Origin of the sequence: Streptomyces sp. NPDC059247, assembly GCF_042754005.1 — a bacterium.
Taxonomy (GTDB): Bacteria; Actinomycetota; Actinomycetes; order Streptomycetales; family Streptomycetaceae; genus Streptomyces.
In genome coordinates this window covers 1-17,726 of the sequence record NZ_JBHYZW010000002.1, presented here as the reverse complement: position 1 = coordinate 17,726, position 17,726 = coordinate 1, and the positions used below count along the sequence as shown (strand labels likewise).

The 17,726-nt window shown below is 75.6% G+C and carries 9 protein-coding genes; 5 read left to right on the top strand and 4 right to left on the bottom strand.

The window, feature by feature from the left end:
* Nucleotides 1–182: 182 nt before the first annotated feature.
* Together lhgO and ACFXGN_RS03940 are read right to left on the bottom strand one after the other, a co-directional pair.
* Nucleotides 183–1,367: an L-2-hydroxyglutarate oxidase gene (gene lhgO, locus ACFXGN_RS03945; RefSeq protein ID WP_384853150.1), complete on the bottom strand. Its 1,185-nt coding sequence runs from the start codon at nt 1,365–1,367 to the stop codon at nt 183–185.
* Nucleotides 1,368–1,443: 76 nt separating this feature from the next.
* Nucleotides 1,444–2,883, bottom strand: a complete 1,440-nt coding sequence (locus ACFXGN_RS03940; protein ID WP_384853147.1) for an MFS transporter — start codon at nt 2,881–2,883, stop codon at nt 1,444–1,446.
* A gap of 571 nt (nt 2,884–3,454) precedes the next feature.
* Between ACFXGN_RS03940 and ACFXGN_RS03935 the strand changes: the two genes are divergently transcribed.
* The 3 genes from ACFXGN_RS03935 to ACFXGN_RS03925 all read left to right on the top strand — a co-directional run bounded on the left by ACFXGN_RS03935 (nt 3,455) and on the right by ACFXGN_RS03925 (nt 10,521).
* Nucleotides 3,455–5,785: an asparagine synthase-related protein gene (locus ACFXGN_RS03935; RefSeq protein ID WP_384854465.1), complete on the top strand. Its 2,331-nt coding sequence runs from the start codon at nt 3,455–3,457 to the stop codon at nt 5,783–5,785.
* A gap of 183 nt (nt 5,786–5,968) precedes the next feature.
* Nucleotides 5,969–6,559 (top strand): Uma2 family endonuclease, encoded by a 591-nt coding sequence (locus tag ACFXGN_RS03930; RefSeq protein ID WP_384854463.1) that lies wholly within the window; start codon nt 5,969–5,971, stop codon nt 6,557–6,559.
* A gap of 458 nt (nt 6,560–7,017) precedes the next feature.
* Nucleotides 7,018–10,521, top strand: coding sequence for a BTAD domain-containing putative transcriptional regulator (locus tag ACFXGN_RS03925; protein ID WP_384853144.1), 3,504 nt, complete (start codon nt 7,018–7,020; stop codon nt 10,519–10,521).
* Here the strand turns inward: ACFXGN_RS03925 and ACFXGN_RS03920 are convergent.
* Together ACFXGN_RS03920 and ACFXGN_RS03915 are read right to left on the bottom strand one after the other, a co-directional pair.
* Nucleotides 10,508–12,235, bottom strand: a complete 1,728-nt coding sequence (locus tag ACFXGN_RS03920) for a sigma-70 family RNA polymerase sigma factor (protein ID WP_384853141.1) — start codon at nt 12,233–12,235, stop codon at nt 10,508–10,510. The genes ACFXGN_RS03925 and ACFXGN_RS03920 overlap by 14 nt on opposite strands.
* A gap of 1,149 nt (nt 12,236–13,384) precedes the next feature.
* Nucleotides 13,385–14,173 carry a TetR/AcrR family transcriptional regulator gene (locus tag ACFXGN_RS03915; RefSeq protein ID WP_384853138.1) on the bottom strand — a complete coding sequence of 263 codons (789 nt, stop codon included), beginning with the start codon at nt 14,171–14,173 and terminating at the stop codon, nt 13,385–13,387.
* 353 nt (nt 14,174–14,526) lie between these two features.
* Between ACFXGN_RS03915 and ACFXGN_RS03910 the strand changes: the two genes are divergently transcribed.
* Both ACFXGN_RS03910 and ACFXGN_RS03905 read left to right on the top strand, forming a co-directional pair.
* Nucleotides 14,527–15,891 (top strand): NAD(P)/FAD-dependent oxidoreductase, encoded by a 1,365-nt coding sequence (locus tag ACFXGN_RS03910; protein ID WP_384853135.1) that lies wholly within the window; start codon nt 14,527–14,529, stop codon nt 15,889–15,891.
* A 106-nt stretch (nt 15,892–15,997) separates the two neighbouring features.
* Nucleotides 15,998–17,635, top strand: a complete 1,638-nt coding sequence (locus ACFXGN_RS03905) for a SpoIIE family protein phosphatase (protein WP_384853132.1) — start codon at nt 15,998–16,000, stop codon at nt 17,633–17,635.
* Nucleotides 17,636–17,726 lie beyond the last annotated feature (91 nt).

The following is a 17,726-nucleotide window of genomic DNA, read 5'->3' as shown; positions in this document are numbered from 1 at the left end:
TGCTCAGACACAATGCCCCGATTCTAACGGCGCGCCCGGCGGCCCTCAGGCGCTCCGGGGCCTTACGGGTGGGGCCCGGCGGCCTCGGGGAGCCCGGCCGCGCCCGTACGGCCCCGGGGTCCGGCGGCGCCCGTACGGTCCGGGAGCGGCCGGACTCCGGGAGCGGTCCGGGACCGGTGCGGCTACAGCAGGGCCAGTGCCCGGCCCGCCACCTCACGGCCGATCGGCAGCGAGGCGGTCGCGGCGGGCGAGGGCGCGTTCAGCACGTGGACCGTACGGGCGGCCTCGCGGATCAGGAAGTCGTCGACGAGCGTGCCGTCCCGCAGCACCGCCTGCGCCCGCACGCCGGGTGCGGCCCGGCGCAGGTCGGACTCCTCGACGACCGGCAGCAGCCGCCGTACCGCCTCGGTGAAGGCGCGCTTCGACACCGATCTGCGCAGCTCGCCCGCCCCGTATCTCCAGTGGGCGCGGGCGATGGCCCAGGAGCCGGGCCAGGCGAGGGTGCCGGCCAGTTCGCGGGGGCGGACGACGGACCAGCCGTATCCCTCGCGGGCGAGCGCCGGGACCGCGTTCGGCCCGATGTGGACGCCGCCGTCGATGCCCCGGGTCAGGTGCACCCCGAGGAAGGGGAACGCCGGATCGGGCACCGGATAGACCAGTCCGCGCACGAGGGACGGATCGGTCAGCTCGTAGTACTCCCCCCGGAAGGGGACGATCCGCATCTCCGGGTCGTCGCCCGCGAGCCGGGCGATCCGGTCGCAGTGCAGTCCCGCGCAGTTCACCAGGACCCGCGCCCGGACGATCCGGCCGTCCGCCGTCCGGGCGGCGACGCCCCACGGGCGCCGGTCGATCTGGACGACCTCCGCCCCGTACGCGATCCGGGCGCCGGAGGACTCGGCGAGCCGCGCGGACACCGCCCCGTAGTCGCAGATGCCGGTGGTCCCGACGTGGATCGCGGCCAGGCCCCGCACCCGGGGCTCGTACTCGCTGATCTGCGCCGGTCCCAGCTCGCGCACCGGAATGCCGTTCTCCCGGCCGCGCTGCACGAGCGCGTGCAGCCGGGGCAGCTCCTCGCGCGCGGTGGCGACGACGAGCTTCCCCGTCACCTCGTGCGGAATGTCCCACTCCGCGCAGAACTTGACCATCTCGGCCGCGCCCTCGACCGCGAAACGGGCCTTGAGCGAGCCCGGCCGGTAGTAGAGCCCGCTGTGGATCACCCCGCTGTTGCGCCCGGTCTGGTGGCGCGCGAGGGCGTGCTCCTTCTCCAGGACGCTGACCCGGGTGCCGGGCGCGGCCCGCGTCAGCGCGTACGCCGTCGAGAGACCGACGATCCCGCCGCCGATCACCAGCACGTCACAGTCAAACACCAGCGCCACCTCCCACCCCCGATAGTGCACTGGCCCACTGACAACGCGGTTAAACGCCCGAGCCGTGGGACGCGGATCACGCCGGCGCGACGAGCAGCGGGCGGGCGCGCTCCCGCAGCTCCATGACGCGCGGTTCGTCCCCGTACGGTTCGAGCCGGTGCAGCAGGTCCCGTACGTACTCCGTGGTCCGTGCCGACGAGATCCTGCCCGCCACCTCCACCGCGCGCGTGCCCGCCGCGCAGGCGGCGTCCAGGTTTCCCGACTCCAGTTCGGCGACGGCGGAGACGATGAGGCGCAGCCCGTGCGAGCGGACGAACTCCTCGGTCGGCCGGGAGAGCGCCTGCTCGGTGAAGCGGCGGACCTCGCGGGGCATCCGCAGGTCGCGGTAGCACTCGGCGGCGTCGGCGCAGAACCGGTCGTACGAGTAGAACCCCAGCCAGCTCGGGTCGCCGTCGCCGTCCCGGGAGCGCTCCAGCCAGCCCTCGGAGGCCTTGAGCGCGGTGGCCGCGGCGGCTCCGTCGCCCGCCTTGGCGTGCGCCCGTGCCTCGACCAGCCGGAAGAAGGACATGGTGCGGGCGGTGGCGAGCCCCCGGTTGCGTTCGAGGGCCGCCTGGGCGAGGTCCACGCCCTCGTCGGCGAAGCCCCGGTAGGTGGCCTGGAGGGACATGGACGCCAGGACGTAGCCGCCGAGGGGCACGTCGGCGGCGGCGCGGGCGAGCCGCAGGGCCTGGATGTAGTAGCGCTGGGCCGCCTCCTGCTGCCCGGTGTCGAAGGCCATCCAGCCCGCGAGCCTGGTCAGCTCGGCGGTCGCGCCGAAGAGGGCCCTGCCGACCTCGTCCGAGTACGAGCCGAGGAGCAGCGGCGCCGCGTCCACCCGTAAGCACTCCGGCACCATCGAGGAACGCCAGTCCCCGCCGCCGTACTTGGAGTCCCAGCGGCGCGCGTCCTCGGCCGCCTCGCGGAGCTTGGCGACATCGCTGTGGCCCACCCGCACGTGCTCCGCGACCGCCCCGGGCCGGGGACCGGCCGCCGGGCGCGGCGCGTCCCGCTCCACCGAGGGGTCGGCGGGCGTTATCAGCCAGCGGGAGGTGGGCGTCGCGTACGCGCTCACCGCGAACGACCCGGCGAGCGACTGCCAGATCCCGCCACCGGTCCTGCGCCCGGCGAGGTCGAGCCGGTACAGGTCGGTCGCCGAGCGGACCGCCTCGCCGATGTCGCGCGGGAAGGCGAGCCCCACCTCGGGCGCCGGATCGGCGTCCGCGAGCCCGATCTCGTGCAGCGGCACGGGACGGCCGAGCTTCTGTCCGATCGCGGCGGCGATCAGATGCGGCGCCGCGCCCTGCGGCACCATGCCCTTGGACACCCACCGGGCGACCGAGGTCTTGTCGTAACGAAGCGTCAGGCCCCGTTGCGCACCGAGGTCGTTGACGCGCCGGGCGAGCCCGGCGTTGCTGATTCCCGCGAGGCCGAGAACCGTGCCGAGCTTTTCGTTCGGCCCGCGTTGCTCCCTGGACATGACGCCACCCCTCGACCACCCAGACGGCCGCCACGACACCGGGCATAGGCGTGCGGCATTCGTAAGCACAGCGTAGTTCGCCGCATCCCTACCGTTAAGGGGCGGTGTTCCGTATGGCGAGATTGTTGTGTGAACGACCGACGATCGGTCTTGGCCGTCCGGCCCGTGCTCCCGCCGTGTGGCCGTGCGCCCGGCCGTGCGCTCTCGTCGCCTCCGGCCGGAGAGCGCTTCCATGAAGAACGCGTGGGTCGGCCCGTTCGGCCGGGAGCGGTGTCCCGGACCAGTGGGCTGGGGGAATCGCCGCCCCATTCCCCGCGGGCGGCGGACGGCTCCGGGGGGCGCGCGTGCCCCCCGGACTGCCGGACGCCCGGCCGTCGCCGGGGCGCGCCGACGCGTGCCCGCGCGCCTTCCCGCCCCTCGGGGCAGGGTCGATATTTGGCCGAATGACGTCGGTCCCCAACTGGCCCATGCCAGGGGCGCATTCACCTTTCGCGCCCCCGCACCCCGTCTCCGCCCCGTGTGCCGTTGTCGTGGCAGCATGTCCTCCACCGAAACGGACGTGGAGGCGCCGATGCGATGGCTGGTGGGCTGGAGCAGTGCCGCCGCGAACCTCGCCGCCGCCCCCGGGCCACGGACGGGATCGACGAGCGGCCCGTACGGGTCCCCCCCGGGGCACGGCGGGGGGTACGGCGACGGGTACGGCGGTCCCGACGGCGGACCGGGCGGGTACGGCACCGGGCCCGGCGGATACGGCGGCCCCGGCGGCTACGGCGACGAGCGGGGCGGGTACGTCAGCGGCGCGCACGGCACGCCCGGGGGCGGCCGCGGCCCCCGCACCCCCGGCACGGGACCCACCACCGCCACCGAGGGGCGCACGGTGCAACCGGTGGGCGCACAACTCCTCTGGGGCGACCCCGACCCGCTGTGGGCGGTCGGCGACTGGCGCCCCGACGAGGTCCGCGTGATCGCCGTCGACGACCGGACCCGGCTCGCCGTCCTCGGCTGCTGCGCCGCGAGCGACGAGGACCTCCGCATCGGCCTGCTCACCGCGCGCGGCGGCGCCCTGCGCCACCTCACCGCCTGGCCGGGCAGCTACACCGCCGTCGTCAAGGCCGGTCGACGCGTCACCGTCACGGGTGATGTCGCGGGCGCCCGGCCGGTCTTCCACACCCCCTGGGCGGGCGGCACCGCCTACGCCACCGCCGCCCTGCCGCTCGCCGACCTCGTCGAGGCCCAGCTCGACATCGGCCACCTCGCCGCACTCCTGGCCTGCCCCGAGACCCCCGAGGCCCTGCGCGACACCACCCCCTACGAAGGGGTCCGCCGGGTACCCCCCGGCCACGCCCTGATCCTGCGCGAGGGCGCCCGCGAGATCACCGGATACGAACAGGTCGCCTCGCTCGCGGTCGCCGCCCCCGAGGCGGACCCCCGACAGGCCGTCGAAGGCGTACGGGACGCCCTCGTCGAAGCCGTACGGGCCCGGCTCACCGCCCCCCGGCACGCCCCCGAGGCCCCCCCGCCCGACCCCGGACCCGTCCCCGGCATGGGACCCGCCGACCGGCGGGCCGCCCGGGGCGCGGGACCGGCCCCCGGCATCGGCGCCGACCTCTCCGGCGGCAGCGCCTCCGGCACCCTCGCCCTGCTCGCCGCCGGGCTCCCCGGAGTGCCCGGCACGATCACCGGACACGGCACCGGAGCGGGCGAACGGCTCCTCGCCGTCACCTTCAACGACCTCGCCACGCGCGCGGGGTCCGGCCGCGCGGAGGAACTCAAACGGGCGGGCGAACTGGCGGCCGACCCGCGCCTGCACCACGTGGTCGTCGCGGCGGGCGAGGAGGCCCTGCCGTACGCGGCCCTGGACGGGCCGCTCACCGACGAGCCGGGACCCGCCCTCGTCTCCGCCGAACGGCACCGCAGACGGCTCGCGGGCGGCAGCGCCGACCACTTCACCGGCATGGGCGCCAAACAGGTCCTCGACGCGCACCCCGCGCGCCTCGCCGACCTCCTCATGGACCGCAGGCGCCGGTCCCTGGTCCGTCCCGTGACCGCGCTCGCCAGGGCCTCGGGCCCCTCGGCGGGCTCGCTCCTGGTGCCGCTGACCGTCTACCGGGCGGCCCGGAGACTGGCCCGCACCCCGTACCGCACGGGCCTGGAGGCCGCCGCCCGGCGGGTCCTGGAGGCGAACCGCGCCCCCCAGGACGACTTCGGCCCGCTGGGCGCCTCCCTGTCCGCGCTCGCCTGGTCGCGGCCGGGGCCCGCCGCGCGCTGGCTGACGGGGGAGGCCCTGGCCGAAGTATCGGTTCGTCTGCACCGGGCGGCGACCCTGCCCGCCGCCGTCCAGCGGCCGGGCGAGGCACGCGCGCGTGCCGCCCTCGTCCGCGCCGCCGCCGACCACCGCGTCCTCGAACAGGCCGCCGAGATCCGGGGCCAGCGACTGCACGCCCCCTTCCTGGACAACCAGGTCGTCCGCGCCTGCCGGACGCTCCCCGAATCGCTCCGGGTCCAGCCCGACGCACGCGCGGGCGTGCTCCGCACCGTCCTCTCCGGCGCGGGCGTCCACGAACTGCCGCCGGGCTGGGGCGTCCCGCACCCGGCGGTCCCGGCCGCGGCGGCCCGCGCGGGGCTGCGCGCCGCGCTGCCCCACCTCATGGCCCTCTTCGACGCCCCGCTGCTCGCCGACGCGGGCCTCGTCGAGGCCAGGGTCGTCCGCGAGGCCCTCCGCGCCGCCGCCGACGGCGCCCCCGTCCCGCTCGACGGCCTCGCCGACCTGGTCTCCACCGAACTCTGGCTCCGCCGCCTCATGGCCCGCAGGGGCTCCTGCTGGACCAGCACCGCGGAACCCCGCGCCCACCGGGCGGTCCAGGGCCCCCTGATCCCGGCGTCGAGATCGCTCCTGGCGTGAGGGCCCGCGGGCCGTGGGGGTCTTGCCGGGCCGGGGAGTTCGCCCGGTCGTGGGAGTTCGCGGGGCCGGGACCGGCGGAAACGTCTCAGCACGCTCGTTCGGGTGAAGCGGTTCCGGACCCGGCGGGACCCCCCGTCCTAAGCTGAGAGCGTCGTACCGAGCGAAGGAGGTTCCAGCATGGCGATGCCCCTGCCGGTTCCGGAAGACGCGTTCTCCCCGGGCACGCCCGACCACGAGGGCGCGAGTGTCGGGAAGACCTTCGAGCTGTTCAGTGCGCTGGCACCCAAGGGCTGGCGCGTGGAGCTGATCGAAGGAGAGATCTACGTGGTGCCTCCGGCCAACGGCGAGCACGAGGAAATCGTCTCGGAACTGAACGGGCAGGTCCGAGACCATGACAAGGGCGTCGGCCGCTACACCGGCGTCGGCCTCAGCCTCCCCGGGACCACCGACGCCGTCCGGGTCATCCCCGACCTGGTCATCGCCCCCAAGGGCAGCTTCGACGACCAGCACGAGTGGCACGCGCCCGACCCCGTCCTCCTCGTCGCCGAGGTGACCTCCTCCTCCACCGCGCGCCGTGACCGCGTACAGAAGATCCGGGCGTACGCGCGCGCGGGCATCCCCCTGTACCTGCTCGTCGACCGCGAGGCGGGCGAGGCGGTCGTCTGCGCCGAACCCCAGGGCGACGACTACGCCCACAAGCACGTCCACAAGCTGGGGACGGTCGTCCCGCTCCCCGCACCCCTCGGCTTCGAACTGGACACCGGCGCGTTCTGACCCGCCGCGCCCCGCCCGAAGGGGAGCGGCCCACCCCTCGGAGGCCGTACGCACACGGGGCCCCGCCCGCTCCTCAGGGGCCGTACGTGCCCGGAGGCCGCAGGTGCCGTACGCGCCCGGAGGTCGCGGGTGCCGTACGTGCCCGGAAGCCGCCCTCTTCGGGAGCCGCCCTCCTCGGAGGCCGCCCGCGTCCAGGTGTCACCCGCCTCCGGAGGCCGTACGCGCGAGGGTCCGCCCCCGCCCGGCGGGCCGCCAGAGCCCGGAGACCCTCCGCCCCGCCCCGTACGCCTCCGGCGCCCCCGCTTCCTCCCGCCCGCACCCCGTGCGGATCCGCTCGCTTCCCGCCTCCGGCGCCGCGCGCCCCCGCGCCCCCGCGCGCACGCCCCCGGGGCCGTACCGGGGACACTCCGGGGTAAACCCCGAGGCGCACGCCCGCACCCACCGGACACAATGAGCCGGTGCGGTATCTCATCCTCGGCACCACCGAGGCCCTTCGTCCCGACGGCACGCCCCTCCCCCTCGGCGGCGCCCGGCTGCGCGCGCTGCTCGCCGCGCTCGCCCTGCGCGGCGGACGGGCGGCCTCCACGGGCGAACTCGCCGACGACGTGTACGGCGACGAACCGCCGCAGGACGCCCCCGCCGCGCTCCAGGCCCTCGTCGGCCGCCTCCGCCGCGTCCTCGGCCGGGAGGCCGTCGTCTCCACCCCCGGACCCGGCTACCGGCTCGTCGCCACCCCCGACGACATCGACCTGTACGTCTTCGAGCGCCGCGTCCGGGACGCCTGCGCCCTTCTCGACGCGGGCGACCCCGACACCGCCGCCGCGCTCCTCGGAGAAGCCCTCGCGCTCTTCCGCGGCCCCGCCCTCGCCGACCTGCCCGACCCGGCGGGGGTCCGCCCCGAGGCCCAGCGGCTCGCGGCCCTGCGGCGGCGCGTCGAGGCCGATCTGCGCCGGGGCGCCACCGACGGACTCGTACCGGAGCTGTCCGAGCTGACGGCCACGTACCCGTACGACGAGACCTTCCGCGCCCACCTCATACGCGCCCTGCGGGCCGAGGGGCGGCACGCGGACGCCCTCACCGCGTACGAGGCGGCCCGCCGCACCCTCGCGGACGGCCTCGGCGCCGACCCGGGGCCCGAACTCACCGCCCTCCACCGTGCGCTCCTCACGGGCACGCCCCCGAGCCCGCCCTCCAACGGCTCCCCGAGACGTGCCCCGGACATTCCCCGGAGCGCCTTCCCGGACGAACCCCCGAGCCGCCACCCGGACGAACCCCCGAGCCCCGCCGCGCTCGCCGCACCCGCCGCCCCACCCGGCCCCCGGCCCCGGCTCCGACCAGATCCCCACCCCCGTCCGCCCCAGGAGCCCGACCCCTCACCCCGTACGCCCGTCCCTTCCCCACTCCCCGGGCCCCGTACGGCCCCCGGCCCCACCCCGGACAGGGGCACCGGTACGGCTTCCGACCGGGCCACCCATCCCGCCCCTGACCGGGCGCGGGCCCCGGCCCCGGGCCCCGACCGGACTCCCGACCCCGGCAACATCCGCCCCCGGCTCACCTCCTTCGTCGGGCGGGAGCCCGAACTCGCCGCGCTGCGGGTCGAGCTGACCCGTTCGCGGCTCGTCACGCTCACCGGGCCCGGCGGCTCCGGCAAGACCCGGCTCGCGGAGGAGGCCGCGCTGCGCGCCGAGGGCCCCGCCGCCTGGATCGCCGAGCTGGCCCCGCTCGACGACCCCGGGGCCGTGCCCGGCGCCGTCCTCTCCGCGCTCGGCCTGCGCGAGGTCAACCTGATCAGCCGCGACGGCACGGCCCTCCAGGACGACCCCGCCGTCCGTCTCGTCGAGCACCTCGCCCGCCGCCCGCTGCTCCTCGTCCTCGACAACTGCGAGCACGTGATCGACGCCGCCGCCGCCCTCGCCGAGACCCTCCTCACCCACTGCCCCGGCCTGCGCGTCCTCGCCACCAGCCGGGAACCCCTCGGGGTCCCCGGCGAGTCCGTCCGCCCCGTCGAGCCCCTGCCGCCCGACCCCGCGCACCGCCTCTTCACCGAGCGGGCCCGCGCGGTCCGCCCCTCCTTCGACCTGGCCCGGGACGGCGGCGCGGCCGTGGACGAGATCTGCCGCCGCCTCGACGGGCTCCCGCTCGCCATCGAGCTCGCCGCGGCCCGGCTGCGGCTGCTCACCCCCCGCCAGATCGCCGACCGCCTCGACGACCGCTTCCGGCTCCTCACCTCAGGTTCCCGCACGGTCCTGCCCCGTCAGCAGACCCTGCGCGCGGTCGTCGACTGGTCCTGGGACCTCCTCGACGAGGACGAACGGACCCTCCTGCGCCAGGTCTCGGTCTTCGCGGGCGGCTGGGACCTGGCCGCCGCAGAGGCCCTCTCCCCGCGCGCCGCCGACGTCCTCGGGGCCCTGGTCGACAAGTCCCTCGTCGTCGCCACCCCCGCCACCGGCGGCGAGATGCGCTACCGGCTCCTGGAGACCATCCACGAGTACGCGGCCGAGCGCGCCGCCGGGACCCCGGAACTGCTGGCCGCCGCCGAGGCCGTCCACACCGCCCACTTCACCGCCCTGGCCGAGGCGGCGGAGCCCGAACTGCGGTCCGCCGGGCAGCTTCCGTGGATCGAGCGGATCGAGGGCGACCTCGACAACATCCGGGCCGCCCTGCACCGCACCCTCGTCACCGCCCCCGACGAGGCCGCCGCCCACCGGCTCGTCTTCGCCATGGGCTGGTTCTGGTGGCTGCGCAACTACCGTCCCGAGGGACTGAACTGGGCCGACCGGGCAGCCGCCCTCGGCACCGACCCGGACGACGAGGACGACCCCCGGCACTGGCCCCGGATGCATCTGCGGATGCTCCAGTTCTTCCTCGCGGTCGAGAGCCACACGATGGGCGACTTCCAGCAGCCGGAGACGATCGCGCTGGTCCGGCGGGTGCGGGACGCCTTCGGAGCCCGCCCAGGGCCCGAGGCCGCCCGGTTCCCCGGCCTGCTCTGGCCGTTCACCTCGTACCTCACCGAGGAACCCGCCGTGATCCGCGGGCTCCTCGACGCCGCTGTGGCCAACTGCCGCCGGTACGGCGGTGACTGGGAGATCGGCGTCAGTCTGATGTTCCGTACGCACATGGTCGTCGACATGCCCGGCGGTATGCCCGGCGTCGACGAGGACCTGGCCGAGCTGGCCGTCCTCGCCCGCCGGGTCGGCGACCGCTGGATGGGCGCGCAGATCGCCAGCGCCACGGCGGAGGCCCACATGATGCGCGGGCGCAGCGAGGAGGCCCGTGAGGCGTACGGGGAGGGCCTGCGGCTGGCCCGCGAGGTGGGCGCGCACGCGGAGTCCCCGTTCCTCCTCGCCCGTCTGGCCGAACTCTCCTTCCGGCTGGGCGACATGGAGGCCGCCGAGCGGGGCCTGGACGAGGCCGCCCACGAGGCGGAGCGCTATCACGTGCGCGACTCCGCCGTGTACGTGTGTTTCCTGCGCGCCACCCTCGCCGTCCACCGGGGTGCCACGGCGGAGGCCCGCGCCCAGTTGGAGACGGCGGGCGCCACGGTGGCGACCGGTGCGCCGCCGCCGCACTTCGCGGCGGTGATGGTCGGGCTCACGGCCCGTGTGCGGTCGCAGGAGGAGCCCGGCGCGGAGGCGGTCGCCACGGCCGTGGAGGCGCTGCGCGTCGCACGGGACGCGGAGTCCGCCGAGTTCATCACCACGGGCCTGGCCGAGGGGCTCGCCGTCGTCCTGTCGGAGGCGGGCGCGGCGGGTCCCGCGATACGGGTCCTGGCCGCCCTGGAGGAGTGGCCGGGCCGGGGGCCGCGCTCGGTGCCCCGGATGCGGGACGCCGGTGAGGTGACGGAGCGGGCGCTCGCGGCGCTGGGCCCGGCGGGCGTGGCCGAGGCCCGCGCGGCGGGCGCGGGCCTCGGCGTCGACGAGGTGCTGGCCCTCGCGGAGTCAGTGGTCAGGAGCAGCTGATCCGGGACTCCGCCCAGTCGGCGACGGCGGCCCGGCCGAACAGGGTCAGCTCCTCGACGACCAGCCGGATCGTGCGGCGGCCGGAGATGTCCACCCGCACCGGGACCGGCGGGTCACCGGCCTCGATCACGTCCGAGCGCCAGAGCCGCTCGTCGTCGCCGTAGACGGAGAAGCGGACGCCGCCGATGCCGAGGAGGGCGCTCAGGTCGTCGATGCCGACGACCGCCTCGTAAGTGGTGCACTGCCGGTTCAGGTCGATGAGCAGCGACGAGGGCGCGTGGACGCTCACCCCGTGCGCGTACGGGGTGCCGCCGATGGACAGGTTCTCCCGCTGCCACATCCAGCCGCTGTCGGCGAGGGCGACCTCGGGCTTGCTGCCGTCGCCGAAGATCCCGTACTCCAGCTCGTTGACCTGGTAGACGCGCGGCGGCTCGGGCGGCGGCGTCGTCGGGGTCGGCTCCGGGGACGGGGTCTCGGGGCTGGGTGTCGGTGTGGGGGTGGGCGTGGGCGTCGGGGTGGGGCTGGGTTCGGGCGGGGGCGTCGGCTCCGGGGTGGGGGTCGGGGTCGGCGGCTCGGGGCTGGGCGGGGGCGTCGGGGCCGGGGTGGGCACCACGGTCGGTACGGGCGGGGGCGGGGGTACGGGCTTCGGCGCCGCCGGGGGCGGCGGGGCGGGAGCCGCAGGCACGACGGGGGCGACGACCGGCGGGGAGGGCCGGGGCGCGGCGACCGGCCGCGGGTTCCCGCTCATCGCCCAGACGAGCCCGGCGGCGGCGGCGACCGCGACGGCGGCGGCGATGCCCGCCTTCGCGGGCGCGCCGAGCCCCTCGGCGACGGCGCCGCCCGAGGCAGCGCCGCCGGAGGTGCCGGTGGACCCGGTGGCAGCGGCGGCGGCACCGGCCGCGCCCGCTCCCGCGACGCCACCGGCGACGACCCCGGCGGCCTTGAGGGAGTACCCGGCGGCGAACCAGCCGATGACCGCGATCGGCAGCAGCGCGGGGATGCCCGCGTTGACGTGGGCGAGTTCACCGGCGGCGAGCCTGCACCGGGCGCACTCGTCGAGATGCTTGCGCAGACCGCGCTCGGCGCGCATCCGCAGACCGCCGCGGGCGTAGGCGCCGAGCCGGTCGGCGTAGCGGGCGCAGTCGCCGCCCGCCGTCAGGGACTGGCTGACGTGGGCCTGGAGGTAGGCCTGCTTGAGGCCCTCGCGGGCGCGGCTGGCGAGGACGGCGGTGGCGTTGGCGGTGAGCCCGAAGAGCGGGGCGACCTCGCTCGGGGACTCCTCCTCGACGGTGGTGTGCCACAGCACGGCCTGCCAGCGCTCGGGCAGCGAGCGGAAGGCCTGCATGGCGAGGGACTGTTCGGCCTCGTGCATGGCGAGGACGTCGGCGCCGAGGTCGAGGGTGTCCTGGTCGGAGACCTCGGAGGTACGGGCGGCGTCGGCGGCGAAGACCGCGAAGTCCTCGACGAGGTGCTCGCGCTTCTGGGTCCTGGCCCAGGTCGCGGCGACCCGCCGGACGGTGGTCATCAGATACGCGCGCACGGCCTGTTCGGGACCGGCGCCGCCCCGGACGGCCTGGAGGGTGCGGGCGAAGACCTCGGCGGTCAGGTCGTCGGCGGTGTGCGCGTCCCGGCAGCAGGTCCTGGCGTACCGGCGCACCGCGTCGGAGTGGCGGCGGAACAGCTCTTCGTACGCGGAGTCGTCGCCGTCCCGCATGAGCTGGACGAGTTCGGAGTCGGAGGGCGGGAGTTCGAGCGGCGGCGGCAGTACGGTGTCGGGCTCCTCGCCCTCGTCACCGAAGCCGTCCGCACGGGAGCTGTCCGTGCCGAAGCCGTCCGTACCGGCGCTATCTGTACCAGCGCTATCTGTACCGAAGCCGTCCGCACCGGCACTATCTGCACCAGCGCTATCTGTACCGGCGCCACTGTCCCCGGCGCCACCGTCACCGAAGTCCCCGGCACCTGCCCCGTCTCCGCCGAACCCCCCGGTGGGCGCCCCCGCGACGCCCCCGGGAGCCGTCGCTCCGGGATGAGTGCCCTCGGTGCCCGAGGGTCTGCCGGGTCCGGGTACCCACCCGGTGGCGGGGGAGTGCCCGGCCCGCTGTGGGGGCACGCTGGCGTCCGCGTCGTAGTCCGGCGGGTCCGCACCGGGCCCCCGAGGGTCCGCGCCGGGTGCGTCCGCACCGGATGCGGCACCGGCCGTGCCCGTGTCCGGGGCGCCGGATTGGCCGCCCGGCCCGCCCTGGCTCGGCACCTGCCGGGAGGGCAGGCCGCCGGTCTCCGCGCCGCCTCCGCCCAGTGGATCGTCCCGACTGTCACCGCTCATCGCGGAAGCCCCCGTACGCACGCTCGGACCCGAACACCGGTCAAGCCTGCCACAGAGCGCGGGCACGCCGAAGCGCCGCGTCCACTTACCACTCGTCCGGGGCGACTTCGCATATCCGGGCGTAACCGCTCACACGTTCGTGTCATGCCGGTTGGTCCGCCCGGACGCACGGACGACGTCGACCGCGGAGTGCGCGGGCCCTCGCTCCCCGGCGGTCCGCCCGTACGTACGGGGGCGATGCCCCACCGCCACCCCGGAGTCTCCGCACACCACGGGGTGCGCGCCCGGCGCACGGAGAACCCCGCGCCCCGGAAGCGCCCGGCGCACCAGGACCTCCGGCCCGTCCGTGACCGACGGCGCACGGCGACCTCGGCCGACTCCCGCGCCCGAAGGCATACGAGGACGAGTCAGCCACCCCGCACCGGGACGGTCTCCCGGACCGGGGCGATCTCCGGCACCGAAGGGCGACCTCCGGCCCCGGCACGGTCACCCGCGCCGAACGGCCCCGTACAGGCCCCCTACCGCTCCCGTACAGGCCCCCTACCGGGAGCGCAGCCCTTCGAGGAGGATGTCGAGCAGGCGCGACGAGGCCGCAGCCTGCTGCACCGCGTCCGGCAGCGCCGGGGCGGCGGTGGCGATGACGAGGAGCACGTCCGACACCGTCACGTCCGGCCGCAGTTCACCCGCCTCCCGCGCCCGGTCCACGAGCCGGCCCACGACCTCCAGGAGCTCCGAGGCCCCCGCGTCGTCCCGCTCACCGGCGGGCACGGCGCGCGGCGCGACCACGCGCGCGTCGGCGGGCTCGCCGACACCCCGCTGGTACGGCACCCGGGCCGCGTCGTCCGTACCGTCGGAGAACGGCAGCACCACCGCGTCGTCCACACCCACCCGCAGTACCTGCGGCGGCAGGAGACGGCCCGCGCCCGAGGCCACCGAGGTCCGCAGGAACCGGGAGAGCGCCGACCACGGCTCGTCCTCCTGCCCGAGCGCGGCCCGCGCCTGATCGGTCAGCCGGGAGGTCTCCTCCTCGGCTATGCGGCGCACCAGCACGTCCTTGCTGGGGAAACGCCGGTAGACGGTGCCGACGCCGACCCGGGCGCGGCGCGCCACGTCCTCCATCGGAGCCCCGTAGCCCAGCTCGCCGAACACCTCGCGCGCGGCGCGCAGCACGTGCTCCAGATTGCGCTGGGCGTCCACCCGCAGCGGCGCCGACCGGCCACCGGCCAGCGCGCCGACCCGTGCGTCGACACCACCGGCGCCCGCGTGGAACCCGTCGTCCACGGTCGCCGTACCGGCACCCGACTGCCAGCGTGAATCCTGAATCTGCATAAGCGTTCCCCCGCTCATGGTGTCTCCCCCCGGAGACTCCCCGCCCTGAAACGGGACTTCCGGCCTGCGAGCGCATCGGTCCACGCGCTCCCCACCGACACCCCGACGAAGTACGAACATAGTTGAGTCGGGGTCAATTCAGAAGGGGGAGTTCCGTACGGTGCGCCCCCCGATCGGAGCAAGGACCGGATCACTCCCGATTCCGACCCCCCGCACGCCCCGGCGCGCCCGCCGTGACCTGCGTGGTTGCGTCCGCTCCCGGCGCGCGCGCCACCCCGCGCCTCCGTACCCCTCCCGTCACACAATTTGCCGGGCCTGTGGACAAACAACGGACGGCGGTGCGTCATGGGACAGTGACCGAACCTGCGCGCATCCTCGTCGTCGGCGGTGGCTACGTCGGCATGTACACCGCGCTGCGCCTCCAGCGGCAGCTCAGGGCCGAACTCGGAGCCGGTGCCGTCGAGATCGTCGTGGTCACCCCCGAGCCGTACATGACGTACCAGCCGTTCCTGCCCGAGGCGGCGGCCGGTTCGATCTCCCCGCGCCACGTGGTGGTCCCGCTCCGCCGAGTCCTCGACCGCTGCCGGATCGTCATCGGCGAGGTCCGGTCCGTCGACCACACCAAACGGATCGCGACCCTGGCGACCCTGGCCACCGCCGAGGAGGGCGTCGGAGCCGTCGCCCTCCCCTACGACGAACTCGTCCTCGCGCCCGGCTCCGTCTCCCGCACCCTCCCCGTCCCCGGCCTCCGGGACCACGGCATCGGCTTCCGGACCGTCGAGGAGGCCATCGGGCTGCGCAACCACGTCATCGAGCAGATGGACATCGCCTCCTCGACCCGCGACCCCGCCGTCCGCGAGGCGGCCCTCACCTTCGTCGTCGTCGGCGGCGGGTACGCGGGCGTGGAGGCGCTCGCCGAACTGGAGGACATGGCCCGCTACACGGCGCGGTACCACCACAACGTCAAGCCCGACGACCTGCGCTGGGTCCTGGTCGAGGCCGCGGACCGCATCCTCCCCGAGGTCGGCGAGGAGATGGGCCGGTACGCCGTCCGCGAGCTGCGGGGCCGCAACATCGACGTACGTCTGGAGACCCGCCTCGAATCCTGTGAGGACCGCGTCGCCGTCCTCAGCGACGGCACCCGGCTGCCCACCCGTACCGTCGTCTGGACGGCGGGCGTCCGGCCCGCCCCCGTCCTCGCCGCGACCGGCCTGCCGCTCGACGCGCGCGGCCGGGTCCGCTGCACCGCCCGGCTCTCCGTCGAGGGCGTCGACCACGCCTGGGCGGCCGGCGACGCCGCCGCCGTCCCCGACGCCACCGCCGGAGAACCCGGCGCGACCTGCGCCCCCAACGCCCAGCACGCGGTCCGCCAGGCCAAGGTCCTCGCCGGGAACATCACGGCCTCCCTGCGCGGGCAGCCCCTCAGGGAGTACGCGCACGCGTACGCCGGTTCCGTCGCCTCCCTCGGCCTCCACAAGGGCGTGGCCCACATCTACGGACGCAAATTCAAGGGATATCCGGCCTGGTTCATGCACCGCGCCTACCACCTCAGCCGGGTGCCCACCTTCAACCGGAAGGCCCGGGTCCTCGCCGAGTGGACCCTGTCCGGCCTGTTCAAACGGGAGATCGTCTCCCTCGGCTCGTTGGAACACCCGCGCGCCGAATTCGAACTGGCAGCCGCACCGCCGCCCGACCACGACGACGAGCGGTCGTCCTGACATCACTGTCAGTGCACTCGTCCCCACTGGACGTGTGACCATAGGTGGGCTCACACCTGCACAGCGTGACTCTGCACGGCACCGACACCACGAGGCATACAGATCCGTGAACTTCACCCGTTGGAGCGCCCGTCTCCCCGGCACACAGCGACGCGCGGCGCGGGGGAGCGAAGGCTCCGTGCCCGCCGCCCGCGGTGAGTACGCGCGGCAGCGGGAGCAGCTCACCGCCGAAGCGGCCGAAGCGGCCGTGCCCACCCTGGAGGACTTCGCCGTACGGGAGCTGCTCGGCAGCCTCCCCGGCCTGATCGCCCTCGCGTACGGCCCGGAGCACCGCATCGCGTACGTCAACGACGCGTACGCCGCGGCCTTCGGACCCCGCCCCTCGGGCGCCACCGTCGCCGACACCTGCCCCGAGGCGGAGGAGCTGGGCCTGCTGCCGCTCATGGACCAGGTCCTGCGCAGCGGCAAGCCCCGCACCGTGAAGTCCCGCAGGACCCGGGACGGCGGCTCGTACACGGTCACCTGCCTGCCCGTCGACAGCCCCCGCGTCGACGGCGGCGGGGTCCTCGTGCACGCGTCGGACGTCACCGACCACGCCGAGGCCGCCGAGCGGCTGCGGACCAGCGAGCGCCGCCACCGGGAGACCGCCGTCACCCTCCAGTGCTCCCTGCTCCCGCAGGAACTGGAACAGCCCGACGACCTGCGGATCGCCGCCACCTACCAGCCCGGCGGCACCGACGCGGCCGTCGGCGGCGACTGGTACGACGTGATCACCCTCGGCGCCGGACGCACCGCGCTCGTCATCGGGGACGTGATGGGCCGGGGCGTGCGCGCCGCCGCCGTCATGGGCCAGCTCCGCACCGCCGTCCGGGCCTACGCGCGCCTGGACCTGCCCCCGCACGAAGTGCTCCAGCTCCTCGACGGTCTCGCCGCCGAGATCGACGCCAGCCAGATCGCGACCTGCGTGTACGCGATCCACGACCCCAACGAGGGAAAGCTGGTCTACGCCTCCGCGGGCCACCTCCCGATCCTCGTCCGCGACGAGGACGGCACGGTCCGCCGCGCGGAGGACCCGACCGGACCCCCGCTCGGCACCGGCGGCTGGCTCCACACCTCGGGCTCCATCGCCCTGCCGCCCGGCTCCACCGCCGTCCTCTACACCGACGGTCTGGTCGAGCGCCGCCGCGAGGACATCGACGAGGGCGTCGCCGCACTGGCCCGCGCCCTCTCCGGCGCCAGCGGCACCCCGCAGGTGGTCTGCGACCGGCTGCTCCGCTCCCTGGGCGTCACCGCCGAACACGACGACGACGTGGCGGTCCTCGTCGTCCAGCACCCGTCCCGCAAGGGCTCCGACGCGGAGCTGTTCCACAACGCGGCCCTGGAACTCCTCGGCGGTGTCGAGGCCGCTCCCCGCGCGCGTGCCTTCGCCTCCGGCGTCCTGTCGTCCTGGCGCTTCCCCGTGGAGCTCCGCGACCTCGGCGTCCTCGCCACCAGCGAACTGGTGGGGAACTCCCTCCAGCACGGCACCCCGCCCATGCGGCTGCGGCTCCGCCGCACCGACCGGCGCCTGATCATCGAGGTCACCGACGGCGACGACCACCTGCCGCGCCGCCGCCGCGCCGAAACGGAGGACGAGGCGGGTCGCGGGATCTCCATCGTCGCGACGATCGCCTCGTCCTGGGGAAGCCGCCGCACTCCGGGCGGCGGCAAAGCGGTCTGGTGCGAGTTCGCCCTCCGCGACTAGTACTCCAGCAGGATTTCGCTGTCTGAGCTGTGGCTTTCACCGGGCGGCGGGAGTGTAGTGGGCTGATAGGTGGTCGGGGGCGGTCTCATGG